15 protein-coding genes are annotated in these 14,738 nt (G+C 35.9%); 12 read left to right on the top strand and 3 right to left on the bottom strand.

What is annotated here, in order from left to right; all coding sequences use genetic code 11:
- Positions 1-2: 2 nt before the first annotated feature.
- The 10 genes from F936_RS13865 to F936_RS13820 all read left to right on the top strand — a co-directional run bounded on the left by F936_RS13865 (position 3) and on the right by F936_RS13820 (position 8,651).
- A complete protein-coding gene (locus F936_RS13865) occupies positions 3-734 on the top strand; it encodes a TadE/TadG family type IV pilus assembly protein (RefSeq protein ID WP_005048239.1) in 732 nt (243 codons plus the stop codon).
- The gene (locus tag F936_RS13860; RefSeq protein WP_005048237.1) at positions 731-1,366 is read left to right on the top strand and encodes a hypothetical protein; all 636 of its coding nucleotides are present in this window, start codon (positions 731-733) and stop codon (positions 1,364-1,366) included. Before F936_RS13865 ends, F936_RS13860 begins: the two co-directional genes overlap by 4 nt.
- Positions 1,359-1,547 (top strand): hypothetical protein, encoded by a 189-nt coding sequence (locus tag F936_RS13855; RefSeq protein ID WP_005048235.1) that lies wholly within the window; start codon positions 1,359-1,361, stop codon positions 1,545-1,547. Before F936_RS13860 ends, F936_RS13855 begins: the two co-directional genes overlap by 8 nt.
- Entirely contained in the window at positions 1,547-2,389 is an 843-nt protein-coding gene (cpaB, locus tag F936_RS13850) for a Flp pilus assembly protein CpaB (protein WP_005048233.1), read from the top strand. The genes F936_RS13855 and cpaB overlap by 1 nt, the downstream gene beginning before the upstream one ends.
- On the top strand, positions 2,382-3,731 hold the full coding sequence (locus F936_RS13845) for a type II and III secretion system protein family protein (protein WP_005048232.1): 1,350 nt from the start codon (positions 2,382-2,384) through the stop codon (positions 3,729-3,731). The genes cpaB and F936_RS13845 overlap by 8 nt, the downstream gene beginning before the upstream one ends.
- Positions 3,709-5,415 carry a TadA family conjugal transfer-associated ATPase gene (locus F936_RS13840; protein ID WP_005048230.1) on the top strand — a complete coding sequence of 569 codons (1,707 nt, stop codon included), beginning with the start codon at positions 3,709-3,711 and terminating at the stop codon, positions 5,413-5,415. The genes F936_RS13845 and F936_RS13840 overlap by 23 nt, the downstream gene beginning before the upstream one ends.
- Positions 5,416-6,252 (top strand): type II secretion system F family protein, encoded by an 837-nt coding sequence (locus F936_RS13835; protein WP_005048227.1) that lies wholly within the window; start codon positions 5,416-5,418, stop codon positions 6,250-6,252. It begins immediately after the preceding gene.
- A gap of 1 nt (position 6,253) precedes the next feature.
- Complete coding sequence (locus tag F936_RS13830) at positions 6,254-7,129, top strand: type II secretion system F family protein (RefSeq protein ID WP_005048225.1); 876 nt, start codon at positions 6,254-6,256, stop codon at positions 7,127-7,129.
- Positions 7,116-7,481: a DUF192 domain-containing protein gene (locus F936_RS13825; RefSeq protein WP_016801702.1), complete on the top strand. Its 366-nt coding sequence runs from the start codon at positions 7,116-7,118 to the stop codon at positions 7,479-7,481. Before F936_RS13830 ends, F936_RS13825 begins: the two co-directional genes overlap by 14 nt.
- 219 nt (positions 7,482-7,700) lie before the next feature.
- Complete coding sequence (locus tag F936_RS13820; protein WP_005048221.1) at positions 7,701-8,651, top strand: hypothetical protein; 951 nt, start codon at positions 7,701-7,703, stop codon at positions 8,649-8,651.
- Between the two features lie 79 nt (positions 8,652-8,730).
- Here F936_RS13820 and F936_RS13815 read toward each other — a convergent pair whose 3' ends face one another.
- The gene (locus F936_RS13815) at positions 8,731-10,191 is read right to left on the bottom strand and encodes a coniferyl aldehyde dehydrogenase (RefSeq protein WP_005048219.1); all 1,461 of its coding nucleotides are present in this window, start codon (positions 10,189-10,191) and stop codon (positions 8,731-8,733) included.
- Between the two features lie 130 nt (positions 10,192-10,321).
- Between F936_RS13815 and F936_RS13810 the strand changes: the two genes are divergently transcribed.
- A complete protein-coding gene (locus F936_RS13810) occupies positions 10,322-11,392 on the top strand; it encodes an AraC family transcriptional regulator (protein ID WP_005048217.1) in 1,071 nt (356 codons plus the stop codon).
- A gap of 53 nt (positions 11,393-11,445) precedes the next feature.
- Positions 11,446-11,886 (top strand): hypothetical protein, encoded by a 441-nt coding sequence (locus F936_RS13805; RefSeq protein ID WP_005048215.1) that lies wholly within the window; start codon positions 11,446-11,448, stop codon positions 11,884-11,886.
- Positions 11,887-11,920: 34 nt separating this feature from the next.
- Here the strand turns inward: F936_RS13805 and F936_RS13800 are convergent, their stop codons facing one another.
- Together F936_RS13800 and F936_RS13795 are read right to left on the bottom strand one after the other, a co-directional pair.
- The gene (locus F936_RS13800) at positions 11,921-12,826 is read right to left on the bottom strand and encodes a DMT family transporter (protein ID WP_005048213.1); all 906 of its coding nucleotides are present in this window, start codon (positions 12,824-12,826) and stop codon (positions 11,921-11,923) included.
- Between the two features lie 145 nt (positions 12,827-12,971).
- On the bottom strand, positions 12,972-14,723 hold the full coding sequence (locus F936_RS13795; RefSeq protein ID WP_005048211.1) for a tannase/feruloyl esterase family alpha/beta hydrolase: 1,752 nt from the start codon (positions 14,721-14,723) through the stop codon (positions 12,972-12,974).
- Positions 14,724-14,738: the final 15 nt, after the last annotated feature.

Below are 14,738 nucleotides of genomic sequence, written 5' to 3'. Positions count from 1 at the left end.
ATATGCAAAACAATCAAAAAGGACAATCAATTGCCGAGTTCGCAATTGTGGCAGGGATCCTCAGTATGTTACTGATAGCTATTCCTATGGTTTCTAAACTGGCTACTGTTAAATTAAAATCAGAACAGGCAGCAGATTATGTTGCTTGGAGAGTCAATAAAGGAATTAACACGGATGATTCTGATAAGCTTTCACAGGAAGTTGGACAACGTTTTTTCGCCAGAACTGGTGCTGATGTTTTAAGTGAGCGGAATGCTGATTGTGATGATGCGGCTGATCAGGATATGGCGGGTCAATCATTGGTGCATTGGGATTCTATACAGGTATCCGCTAGTCAACAAAATGAGAAGTATAGTAAAACATTAAGAATTGATCCTTTAGATGTGGCCGCTAAACCTTTTCGAAGTTTAAAATCTAATGGGCAATATACCGTTGACGTTACTGTTCCAGTTAATTTTGTGACAGGTATTATTGATTTCGAATTACCAGAAACATTTAATATTAAAAGCTCATCAGGAACATTAAGAAATAACTGGGCGGCAAATGAACCAAAAGAAATCAAAAAAATTGTAAAAAAATCCCGCTATTTACTTCCTTATGAACTAATACAAGCCAATATTAATACAGTATATAACGTTGCTGTTGCTTCAATGGGGTTTGAGAAAAAGATTCGTGAAGATGGTATTTATAAAATGGAAATTGTTCCAAATGACCGAAAAGCTACATTAAAATGATCAAAAAACGAAACTTAATATTTATCCTGACTTTAATTTTTTTTATTGCTACAGATGTAAAAGCATGTCTGTTTGGTGATTTGAAAGAAAAGAATATGCAATTGATACCAATTGGTAAAAATACGATATTAAATGGATCAACAGTTAAAATGTTTAATTTATTTTCTCCAAGTTGTGGTTTGGAATGTTATATGGGGATTTTAAGTGAAAAAAATTTAAGATTCACAAAGCAGGGTTCTTTATTTTATATAGGGAAAGATGGTGGGGTTACATTACAACTGTTAAGTTTATCTAATAATTCAATGTCTGCTCGGGTAATTTGTAAGGCTAAAAGTAACTTAAAATATATTCAGTTGCCTAATTATATAAAATTAAATAAGCCATCTACTGATTTTCAAAGTGAAGATGATGGTTCAATTAGCCGGACTATGATGTTTAAGAATTTTAATAAAAATAACTATCTGAACTTACTTCATCAAATACAAAAGCAAGCAAAAACGAGTGACTTAAACTCTTCATTTTCATATTTTGAATTAAAGGATGGTAGCGAATTAAATCTGGTTTTTGATATGAGAAAATCAATTAATAATTTAGTTATTGTTTATATTAAAAAGAGCAAGTCATATGCGTAATTCAATTAAAGGAAATACCACTACAGAATATTTAATATGCATGACTTTTGTTCTGACTTTATTAATTGCTGGGAATGGTATTTTTGGAGATGGTAGCTTTTTCGGGATGTTTAAGAATACTTACGACTTATTTATGAATAGATTTAATGCAACGATTTTGAATTTGGATGCGATACCATAATGAATTTACCTCATATTAATAAAAAGGTTTTTGCCTTTATTATTTCAATTTTAATCGGTTTATTCAGTATCTGGGGTTTTAAAAAGGCTTTTGATCATAAGGTGGAAAGTCTTACTCAGAAAGGGCCTGAAGTTGCGTATGTTGTGGCTAGTAAAGAGCTAAGTGCTGGAAATGTAATAACAACTAATGTTGTTTCTCAAAGAAATGTTCCATCGGAATATCAGCAATCTAACGCGGTATTGGCATCTGATTATGATTCAGTTGATGGCCTTCCGTTGAAGGTGGACTTAAAACCTGGTGATATCATTATGTATTCCATGGTTGAGATGAAAAAAGATATCTCAAAACTTATTCCGCCAGGAAGAAGAGCGTTAACAATTCCTGTAGATGATGAAAGTTCAATTTCAACCATGCTGAAACCTGGAGATTTAATTGATCTCATGGTGACTTTGCAGAGTAACGAGAAAACAGCAACTGTACCTCTAATACAGGGCGTTAAGATTCTAGCGACTGGTAAGCAAACAGATGTTAATTACGAGGTGGGTGATTCTAGCGGTTATACCAATATCACTTTAGATGTAAGTGCCGAAGATGCTAAGAATATTACTATGGCTGCGAGTATGGGACGAATTTCTGCGGTGCTGCGAAATCCTGATGATCAGGTGATGAGTGATACTTCTGGTTTTATGCAGTTAGTGAATACACAAAAACGAAATACGGTTGTAAAGACCCCAACGGTTCCAGTTTCAGTGCCTGTGCTAAGACCTGAGGTTAATTCGCATATTCAAGAAAATCAAAAATCTTCAGGTTTTAATATTATTTATGGAAATAAAGATGAATAAGTCAACTTTATCAAAAACAATACAGAGCACATGTTTAGCTTTTGTGACAAGCACTACAGTATGCCATGTCAGCGCAATGTCTGATGAGTTGTATATTGGGGAAACACTTTATCTGAATGATCCAGCTATTACAGATGTTGTCATTGGTAATGACAAAATTGTTAAAGCAAAAAATGTTGGGCGTAAAGGCATAGCATTAACAGGGGTGACTGCGGGAGATACCACGGTTAAAATTTGGAATGGTAAACAATATATTTCATCTGAAGTTCATGTTTTTCCAAGTAATTTAAAAAAGACGTTAGAAAATTTGCGTTTAGTTCTAGGTACTATTCCAAATCTGAGCATTAGTATTATTGGTGATAATGTTGTTCTGCAAGGAGCGAATATTAGCGCAGATGATAAGGAAAAGATTGATAACTATGCCAGTCTTTTTAAGAATGTGGTCAATTTAGCTAAGACTAAAGAAAATAATGTCCAAGAAAAGCAAAAAATGATTTATTTGGATGTTCGTGTTGTAGAGATTTCAACTTCCTCTACTAAAGAAATAGGAATTAACTGGAATACTTCCTCTATTGATGGTCCAAAATTTGGGATTCTCGGAGACTTCAAACGAAGTGCCGCTTTTACTTCAGCTAATAATCCCCTTGCTAATAATATTCTTCCATTACCTAAGATTGATCCATTCCAAACATATTTTGGTTTAGCTAGTTATATAGATAGTAAGATTAATCTTTTACAAGAGAATGGAACGGCTAAGATCATTGCTCGACCACTTTTATCTTGTAAAAATGGTGGTAATGCAACTTTCTTAGCTGGTGGGCAAATTCCTTACCAATCGTCAGGAGCAACAGGAACGCCTTCGATCGAATTTAAAGACTATGGTATTAAGCTAGATATTCATCCTACAATTTCTAATGAGGGGATTGTCGCTAAAATTTTAGCTGAAGTAAGTACTATTGATTCATCGGTACAAGTATCTGGCGTACCTGGATTTTTAACAAGAAGAACAGAAACAGAGTTTGTGGTTGGTCAAGGACAGACACTTGTACTAAGTGGTTTGGTTGGAGCTGAGAAAAATAGTACTGGAAGTGCAGTTCCTGGTTTAGGAAAAATTCCGGTATTGGGGAATTTATTTAAAACCAGATCAAATCGATTGAAACAAAATGAACTGGTCTTTTTTGTGACACCTTATGTATATGAAAAGGATTTTGAGTCAAAAATGCAACGTGTAGGTCAAAGTACAGATAGCGTTGTTCAAGCTGAGCTTGGTTCCGGATTAATGCTTCCTAGAAACTATAATTTGCAAGATGAGAATGTTGATGAAACTGAAAATAATAAATAAAAGTCAGGAATCAATATTCACCTTTGAAAAGACGGAAATCTTGATTGGTAAGTCAAAGAAATGTGATTTACAACTCAAGAGATGGTTTATCGCTGATCAACATTGTTCACTTAAAAAATTGAGTGGAGGATATGTTGTTGAGGATTTAAATCGTGGCGCTAATGGGACAGTTGTGAATGGGCGAAAAATTGATTTTTATGGCCCGATTAATTTACAGGTTGATAGTATTGTCATTGGCGGATATACAATTCAACTTCTAGATGATGATTTAATTAATCAAAATATAAAAGTTGTCAATTCTGAATCGGTTGATCAGACCGTATTAGACGCCTTGCGAGATACGACAGATGATGAGGCTTATAGTACTCAAGTTACGAATATCCCTTATAACTCTAAAACCTATAAGGTCTTAGAGGTTGAATGGATTCAGATCTTAAGAGAAAAGCTTGTTAAACAAATGGACTTAAGGCGCAAAGATATTAATACCATGACGCCAGAAGAGTTGAAGGTAGAAACTTTAACATGTTTAGAACAGGTTTTATTTGATGTTGATGAAGAGCTTCCTCAAGTCTTAAATATTGATAGATTAAAACAAAAAATCATTAATGAAGCGATTGGTTTGGGACCACTAGAGGAGTTATTAAGTAATCCACAAGTCACTGAAATTATGGTTAATGCGAAGGATGAAATTTTTATTGAACAATCCGGAAAAATTATTAAAAGTGAGCTGGAATTTACTAGTAATAAAGCAATCTTAGATGTAATCGAACGGATTGTAACACCACTAGGACGGAGAATTGATGAAAGTTCTCCAATGGTGGATGCTCGCTTAAAAGATGGCTCTCGTGTAAATGCGATTATTCCTCCTTTAGCAATTAAAGGGCCAACAATAACTATTCGTAAATTTCCGGAAAAAAGAATATTAATTGAGGATTTAGTCAGCTTTCTTAGTTTGAATGATGATATGGCTGATTTTCTTCAACTTTGTGTTGCTGCAAAAAAGAATATTCTTATATCTGGAGGAACTGGCTCTGGGAAAACTACTTTATTAAATGTGCTAGCAGGTTTTATCCCGAATGGTGAGCGCGTGATTACGATTGAAGATGCAGCAGAGCTTAAATTAGATCATGATCATTTGATTTCTTTGGAAGCACGTCCTGCTAATAATGAAGGCAAAGGTACGGTGAATATACGTGATTTAGTTAAGAACTCATTACGTATGCGTCCTGACCGTATTGTCATCGGAGAGTGCCGAGGAGCTGAAGCATTGGATATGCTCCAAGCCATGAATACAGGCCATGAGGGGTCACTTTCTACACTACATGCAAATACACCGCGAGATGCGATAGCCCGTCTTGAAACCATGATCATGATGGCGGGTATGGATTTACCACTTAATGCGATTCGGGAGCAGATTGCATCAGCGGTTGATGTTTTAATACAGCAATCAAGATTTTCATGTGGTTCTAGAAAAATTACCTATATCACTGAAGTGACAGGGATTGAGAGTGGTAAAATCCAGCTGCAAGATATCTACAAATTTGATAAAACAGGACTTGATTTAGAGTCACAAAAAATAAAAGGTTATTTTGGTGCAACAGGACTTATTCCTACATTCTTACAGGAATTAAAAGAATCTGGTTTCAAAATAGATATTGCTAAATTTCAGAACAGTGGATTTTAAATGTATATTTATTTAATATTGATTGCTGCTGTTATGGTTGCGTTGACTTATTATCTGATTGTTTCTGAAAGTTTAAGTAATATTTTTTTAAAAAAAACCAATAAATTAGAAGAGCAACTGAACGTTAGCTATGTATTTTTAAATTTAAAGAAAATTCTCTTTATTTATTTTATATTGCTTCTTCTGTTTTTTAGTTCAGTACTGCTAATCTTTAAATTTAGTGTGATTTATATATTTGCAGCGATCTTTTTTTCGATCTTACCTTTTCTTTTAATTAAAAGGTTTAAAAAAATACAAGTTGAAAAAATGGAGCAACAATTACCTGATGCTTTGATGCTGATTTCTGGTGGATTAAAGTCGGGAGCTAGTTTAAGTACTGCCTTATTCCAACTAACACATGAATGTTTACCCCCATTGAAAAATGAGATTGCTTTAATAATTAAAGAGCAGAAAGTTGGTCTACCATTAAATGATGCACTATTCAATTTCCAACAACGCATGCCGATCAATGCGGTCATTCTCATGACAACTAGTATTCGCATTGCTTTAGAAACAGGTGGGGAATTAGCTGAAACTTTAACTAAGGCAGCTGAGACTCTACGTCAAATTAATCAATCAGAAGGAAAAATAAAGGCATTAACAGCACAAGGAAAAATGCAAGCATGGGTCGTTGGTCTAATGCCTATTGCATTGATTTTAGTATTGAGTCAAATGGAACCCGAAGCTATGGATAAATTATGGTCGACTCCAGCAGGTTGGATAGCACTGGCTGGAATCGCATTATTTGAATTGATGGGTATGATCGTTATCAAAAAAATTGTTAATATTGATGTATAACATGAATAATATAATTTTATATATTTGTTTTATTGGATTTGGGGCAGTGATCTCCTTTCTCTCTTGGCAGATCTTTAGTTTTATCCATGCAGTACCAGATGAAAATCGTGAGTATCTAGATAAACCTCCCTTTATATTTTATCTGCAATGGGTACTCATAAAAACTATTGCCTTTTATATAGGGCCTTGGATATCAAAGAAAACTGAAGAACGTTTAACAATGAAAATTGTATATGCGGGCTATGAATATGTTTTTAAGCCGAAAGAAATTGTTGCTTCACAGATTGTTTTTGGGGGAATGTTTTTTAGCTTAGCATTGGTTTTATTGTATCTATCCAATATAAATGTTCTCTATAGCATTGCATTTGCACTATATGGATTACTATATCCAGTGTTATGGTTAAAAAGCGAAAAAAAGAAAAGAGAGAATATCATTCTCAAAGAAATCCCATTTTTTTTAGATATCATTGTACTGTGTGTGGAAGCTGGTCTTACATTAGTGAATGCATTAGATCAGGCTGTAACAAAGTCAATCAAAAGTCCTACTCGATACGAGTTTTCTAGAGTATTGGCAGACATTCGCAAAGGTATTCCTAAAGATGAAGCTCTACGGAATATGGCGAAACGTGTAGAACAACCATCTGTACAAAATTTGGTATCTGCAATTATTCAGGCTGAAAACATGGGTATGAATCTTGGCCCAATTTTACGAGGTCAAGCTGAACAACGCCGTGTTGAGCGTTTTTTAAGGGCTGAAAAATTAGCTTTGGAAGCGCCTGTCAAAATGCTTTTTCCTTTAGTTGCATTTATCTTTCCTTGTACATTTATTGTTATTGGATTTCCACTCTATATTATGATGAAGGATGCATTTGGATAATATGTACTTAAATAATTCTAATATAAAGTTTGAAGTATTTATTGCTACAAGTTTTTTTTCTAGAGCTGCTGGGCTTTTATTTCGAAAGAAATTAAAAGAAAACCAGTGTTTATTAATTAGCCCATGTACCTCAATCCATACTATTGGTATGAGGTATAATATAGATATTGTTTTTATTGATGCTTTTGGTTATGTGACTGATATTTATTATGATGTTAAACCTTTTAAAGTTGTATCTGGCTCAAGCCAAGCTTGTTCAGTGGTTGAGTTTTTAGGAGGTACATTAAAAAATTATACATATATTATTAGAGTTAATGAGCAAATGTTTTTTAAAAAAAAAGCTATTTTATAGCGGTCTGAATATGTGTTAAATAATTTTTAATTTTTTTAGTTTTGTAATTATATAATCAATTAAAAGTGTTTTAATTGATTTTTTTGTTTGTAAAAAATTGGAATAAATGTGTATTTGTATTTATATTTGTTTAAGTGTTAAAATTATTTTTTTATATATTGATATGGATTTTATTTAATTGATGCCTAATAAATTAAGAATAATGTTGTTTAAATTTTTTTGAAAAAAATTAGTGAATATTTAGGATTGAATCTTAAAGAAGATGTATTTGATAAAATATTTATCGAAACTGACTACATATATATCAAGGAAAAGGTCAATCAAAAGCATATTTTGCTAGGAGAAAAAGGAATATTGAAAATTGTGGAATACAAGATGGATTTAAGAGAGAAGGGATATTTTGAGTATAGTTATTTAGATGGCGGTACAGGTGATGACGAGTTAAATGGTGGAGATGGAATCAATACTTATGTTTTTAACCGTGGCTATGGTTATGATTCGATCAATACCCCTTATTTAGATGAAAATTCACCTCAAATAGAAACACATATTTTAATGGATGTATTGCCAAGCGATGTTTCGGTTGAAATTTCATATCAGGATGTCTTTATTAGTCTTAACAATACTGACGATCTCTTGGAAATTAGAGGCGTATTTACAGAGTTTTCAGCTTTTAAAACGATTACTTTTGCAGATCAAACTGTATGGACTATCCAAAATTTACAGAATTCTGCTTCAATGGACAGTAATCAGGATGAATCATTAACAGATTTGTTGAATGGTTTAGCTGACAATTCTAACTACGAAGAGTACGGTTATTTGTTTGATGAGTTGTCAGATAACCAATCATTAGTTGGACAGCTTGGAGGGAACAATACGCAAGTGCTGACAGACTCTTTGGTATTAGAAGAAAGCTCTGACGTTGATTATCAATTTAATCTTTTAACAATTGAAGATATGCAAAAGTTTAATATTGATGTTGATAAATTACTGAAAAGTACCAATGTGAATAGTGAAAGTGAAGATACTCAAAATGTTAAAAATAGTTTGACTCAAAAATATCAGCTTGATGAAGTTGATGATCAAATCGTATTTGATAACACTTCATTTTCAATACCAAATAACATTGGTTTATGGAATACATTATTTAATCAACAGTTTATAGCCTAGTTCGTTTAGTATTCTATTAAAATAACTTATTTATTTAACCCAATAAAAAGCCTCATGATGAGGCTTTTTTATATACTCTTTATTTAATATTAGGATCACCTTTTTTCAAGAAAAAGCGGATCGCTAATTTTTGTAGGAATGTTCCATAAGGAGGGTGGAAAAGTTGAGTCGGGAAAAACCGATGGCGTGTAAATACCGTTTTGGCATGAGAAAGTTCACGGAAACCTTCTTCACCATGATACGACCCCATACCTGAGTTGCCGATACCACCGAAAGGAGCATCATGGTTGACTACATGCCAACCCCAATCATTGATGGTCACACCACCCGAATGAGTTTCACGTAAAATACGATCACGTTCTACTGAGCTATGTGTAAAGCAATAAAGCGCTAAAGGTCGTTCGTCTGATTTCACATAGGTAATTGCATCATCTAAAGAATCATAAGCCACTACAGGTAGAACAGGGCCAAAGAGTTCTTCTTTCATAATGCGCATGTCTGGAGTGCAGTTAAGCACAATCTGTACAGGCATTCTGCGGCCTTGTTGGTCAAAGCTGTAAGTGTCGCAAGGAATAATCCGCGCACCTCTTTCTTGTGCATCGGTCAAAATATCTTGAATACGTTTTAAATGACGGTCATTTACAATGGATGTGTAGTTATCATTGTTTGTGATGTTTTGACCAAACATTTTGATAAAGCTTGATTTTGCAGCATCCACAAATTCATCAATACTTTCTTTGGGAACCAAAGCGTAGTCAGGTGCTACACAGATCTGACCACTGTTTGTTGCTTTACCATGCGTAATACGTTTGGCTGCATCGGCAATCGGGTAGTTACGGCTCACAATTGCTGGTGATTTACCGCCTAACTCAAGTGTAACAGGAGTTAGATTTTCAGCTGCTGCTCTCATTACCACTTTGCCAATGGCTGGAGAGCCAGTAAAGACAATATGGTTAAACGGCAAAGAAGTAAATCTAGCGGGGTCTGTAATTTCTTCACCAAAAATTGCGACTTCATCTTCATTAAAGACTTCGGCGAGCATACGTCGTAGCATTGCATTGGTATTCGGTGTAATTTCAGACAATTTAATCATGACTCGGTTGCCCGCAGCTAATGCGGCAATGAGCGGACCAAGTGCTAAATAAACGGGGAAGTTCCAAGGCACAATCACACCAACCACGCCTTTAGGTTGGTATTGCACACTTAAACGATTTGATAAAAATAAAAGTTCCGTACGGCGTTTACTTGGGCGCATCCAGCGGCGTAAGTGATGAATTGCATGATCAGCCTCTAACACAGAGCCAAGTAAATCTAATAGTTTAGATTCATCCAGTGATCTTGAACTAAAGTCAGCATTAATCGCAGCAGCTAAAGCATCTTGATAACGAATAATTTGTTTTTTGAGTTGATGCAGTTTTGTTCGGCGAGCCTCAAGGCTTGGGTAAGGGTCCGCTTCAAAATTAGCACGTTGTTTGGAAAAAATAAGTTCCATATGTTCGGTGGCAGAGCCGCTATATTCTTTTAAAGTGGAGCGTTCCATTTTTATTCCTTCCCATACTTTTGCTTATCATACTTTATGCTTGAAGCGTTGTATGGTCGATGTTAAATTGAGACAACAAGAGGTAGTTTAGTGCCATTATGCACGTCACTCTAGGGATGGTGTGAGTTAAATGGCTAATAATATTTATAAAAATACAAATCTTGTTATCGAAGGAAATTATGATAATACATCTTTTGGTTCGAATACATATTTGCTGGGGTTGACCAGTTTATTTGATGAAATGGGCTTGCAAGGCCATTCAATGTCAGATGTTCTATTTGGTACAAATATTTCACCAGATGCGATGAATCAACCCTCTTTATATATTTCTCAACTTCAAAAAATCCAGTTATTTCAAAATATTCAACGTTTATCTCATGATCCGTTAATTGGATTGCGTGCAGGACAAAAGCAGCGGCTGTCAGATTTTGGAGTGTATAGTTACGCACTCTATTCTTCGCGTAATTTTAGACAAGCGGTAGAGCTTGGCATTCGACATATTAAACTTGCTGGGCCTATTTTAAAGAAGTCTTTTTATATTCGAGAGGATGCTGCTGTTTTTGAAGGGCAAGATATTATTGCACTAGGTAAGCTTTTGCCTTTGGTGTGTGAATTTTGGTTTAGCTCAATGCAAACCTTAATTGAACGTGTGCTTGAAGGGCCATTTCAAGCAAAGATGCTTTTATTGCCTTATTCTGCACCTGACTATGCAGAGGAATATGAAAAAGTTTTTCATTGTCCTGTTCAGTTTGATGCTGGCGTAATGCAATGGCACTTTGATTTAAAGTGGCTTGATGTGCCTTGCCCAAATGCTAACCCGATTACCGCGGATATGTGTAAGTCGTTTTGTGAGCGGATGTTAGGTGCTGCGGTAGCTGAAGAGCCTGAGTTGGTGAAAACAATTCGTTTGATTTTGTTAGATGGAACAGGACTTTTCCCATCGGCTCAAGAAATGGCTGAGCGGTTGCATATTTCAAAACGCACTTTACATCGGCGGTTAGCGGGTTTTAATTTAACCTATCAAGAATTGTTAGATGAAACTCGGCGCCGTCTTGCGGATGAATATTTGCGAGAGACGACCTTATCTATAGATGAAATTGCCGAGAGAATTGGCTTTTCAGATACATCTAATTTTAGAAAAGCCTATCGACACTGGACAGGTATTTCACCGAATGAGTATCGTGAGAAATTAATTTTATAAATTAAATATTTGAAATAATTTAATCGTTTTTTAATAGTGATGGGTTGAATTGTATGGATGAAAAAGATGGTGATTTAAGTTTTGAAAGTTTTAAAAATATAAATAAGCCAAACTTTTTTGGTGATATTGAATACATTTACTCAATTTTTAAAATTAAAGAACTACCCGTAGATTTACTTTTTAAGATTCTAAATTTGATTTTTCCTGATTTCCTTATAATTGAAAATCATATTTTTTTAGAGAGTGAGTTTGATCAAGATAAATTTAATGATTTGAAAGAAGTAGAAGAGATAAATAAAGCTCAGTTTTGGATGAATCTCATAGAATTGACAAGCCTACATGATGAGATGATGGCAGAGCAAGCTTTGTTAATTGCGAAGAAAATCGTTGATTCTTGGAATGCAAAAATTAAATATGCGGGGTTAAATGCACACGGTAGAGCTAGATTTTTTGAAGAGATTGAATATGGTGAGGTTTTTATAACAATTGATTAGTTTTCAATTGTTATAAAACTAATATTAGAATGAGTTATATCTGGACCTTAAATCGAGAGAATAACTTTTTTTGCAAAAATGGATTACAGAGCAAAATAGCAAATAAAATAATAAATATGCCGATCAGAGTAAACAGATCCGGTAATTCATGCCAAAAAACAAATCCCCAAATTCCTGCAAAAATAATGGCAATGTAGTTCATTGGGCCAATTTGTCCTGCTGGTGCTAAGCTATAAGCATAAGACATAAAAAGCTGACTAATGTTTGCTAAAAGTCCTGCGGCAATCAGCAATGCGAGTTCATGCCAAGTGAAAATACGCCAATGCCAGAACATCGGAATAGAGGAAATTAAACTACCAAAAATACAGAAGTAAAAAACAATACGCTCAGGCGGTTCTGTACTGGTTAAAGCTCTTACAGTTACAAAAGCCATCGCTGATAAAAAACATGCGCCTAAACCAATAAAGGACAATGCATTGAGTAGGCCTTGATCTGGTTTAGCAACAAATAAAACTCCAATTAACCCAATAACGGCGGCAAAAATCATCGACTTAGTGATTTTTTCTTTTAAGAAAAGCCATGCAATGAGTGGAATAAAGATTGGAGATGAGTAGCTAAAAACCATCGCATTTGATAGTTTTAAGTTCGCAATTGCATAGAAAAAACCATACATTGCAGCAAGACCCACTAAGCTTCGCCAAGTGTGCATCCAGAGTTTATCGGTTTTAACGAAGTCTAAGCCTTGTTTTAAAAGCATAGGAATAAAAATAAATAAACCCACTGCATTTCTAAAAAACACGACGGTCGCATTGTCTACCGTTTCTGAAGCAAAACGAATGCATACCCCCATAATGGAAAATAATAATGCCGATGTCATAAGACAAAGCAATGCTTTTCCAAGTTGAGTTGAGGGGAGAGTTGGGGCAGTCTGGTTTTGCATATCGAAATGAGTTTTTGGTTTTCGGTGTTATCTTAGCAGCGATGCAGGCATTGGATGAAATATCATTTGATAATGGTTGAATAGTGTCGCTTCATAAAATGAAAAAGAGAGCCTACCTGAGCTCTCTTTTTTATTTTGAATCCAGTTATTTACAGCTAAAGTTTTCAGCTTTTTCGCTATCACCCTGACCATTGTAACGGACAATTAGTGGGTAAGGACAAAGTGGACGGGTACGGTCTGGTGCCCAGTCTTGCGGAAGTTCAGTATTCACTTGACCACTTGGATTACCTGCGCCGCGTGCAGTCGCAATGATTTTGTCAGGTGCTTGCCCATATTCCACCCAGTTGACTAAAGCAGTCAATGCATCAAATTGGTCGGTCGCAATGCCATCACGGGTATGGTTCATGCCCGGAACTCTAAAGAAACGTGCAAATTCAGGCGCTGTACCTTTTGCATCATTTTTATAGTGTTGTAGCAGTTGATCGTACCAATTTTGGGTGTCATCTACAGAGAAAACGCCGTCTGCTGTACCTTGTACCACAATCATTTTACCACCGTGATTACGGAGTTTATCCAGATTCAATTCATCGGGTGGCATCATGAAAGACATCGAACTTTCGGTGTATACATTATTGGTTGCCGAGAGTTTTACATAATCAGTATCAAAATTATAGTTAAAGGCAAACTGTCTAGAGTTTTGAACTACAGTTGGGTCTGGTGGAACCTGAAAAAGAATGCCGACTGCAACTGGGTCACGTGCTGTTCCCACCGAAGATTCGAATTTCCAGCTTGCCCAGTTACTGCCGACTAAACCAGGGTCGAAAGGCTGGGTTGCATAAAGTGCTTGTCCAGCAGAATTTACAGGACCGCGGTAAATGTTGGCTAATACATCAATTTGTTCGGTACTTAGGCATGTGCCATCTCTTGTGCTTGAACAAACGGGTACATGTTGGTGAATATTAAAAGCAGTACGGCAAGCCTCAACATCTTGAACGAGTCCATCTGCAACACCATCTAAGGCATCACATCGATCTAAAATCGCTTTTGCTAATACTTTACGCTCTGAAAGAGTGAGGGCGGTACTTAAGTCATTTTCATCTGTTGCGACACGACGAAGCTGCTGTGCTGTGTAGAGTTGAGCCGCGGCTGCACGAGGTAAATGGAAACCCGGTGTGCTTGCTAAAATTCCATCATATTGGTCGCCCAAACGGGTTGCCGCAATCATGGCGTGGCGTCCGCCATTTGAAGTGCCGCCTGCATAGGAGCGGTCTGGCAATTTACCATACGCTGTTTTAATTAGATTTTTTGCCATAGGCGTGAGTTTGGTAATCGCACCATAGCCGTAGTTGATTCTGGCTTGAGGATCTAAACCAAACATTGGATTTTGTGAAGCATTATGTCCAGCATCGGAAGAAATAACAGCGAAACCATCATGTAGGGCATTGGTGAGCGGACCACCACTCCCAACCTGTCCAGTTGCAGGTATAAGATTACCATCGGTTCCGCCATTGCCTTGATAGAGAAAACGGCCATTCCAGTCTATTGGTAAGCGCATTTCAAAACCAATTTGATAGGTTTGTCCATCGACAGGGCTTACGCGTTGATCCATATAACCTTTGACTAAACAATGAGCGCCAATCGGTTTGTTGGCTACAGTCAATGTACCTGCCTCTTGAAGAGTGGCTGAGCTAATGACTGTATTGTTGTATTGAAATCCGAGTAAGTCTGAACAGCTTCCTGTCATCTTTACGCCAACAGCAGGAGACAACTGAGGTGGTTTCGTTGTTGAGGGAACCGTTGTGTCATCATTATCACTTCCACAACCTGCCAAAGCGCCAAGCATGGCAAGCACTAAAGCGGAGTGAGTCAAAATTCGTTTATTGTTGGTGTAATTCATTTATTCATATCCTTA

This window comes from Acinetobacter calcoaceticus DSM 30006 = CIP 81.8 (assembly GCF_000368965.1).
Classification (GTDB): Bacteria; Pseudomonadota; Gammaproteobacteria; order Pseudomonadales; family Moraxellaceae; genus Acinetobacter; species Acinetobacter calcoaceticus.
Note: the sequence above shows the minus strand (reverse complement) of the source record. Positions and strands in the feature narration are given on the sequence as shown.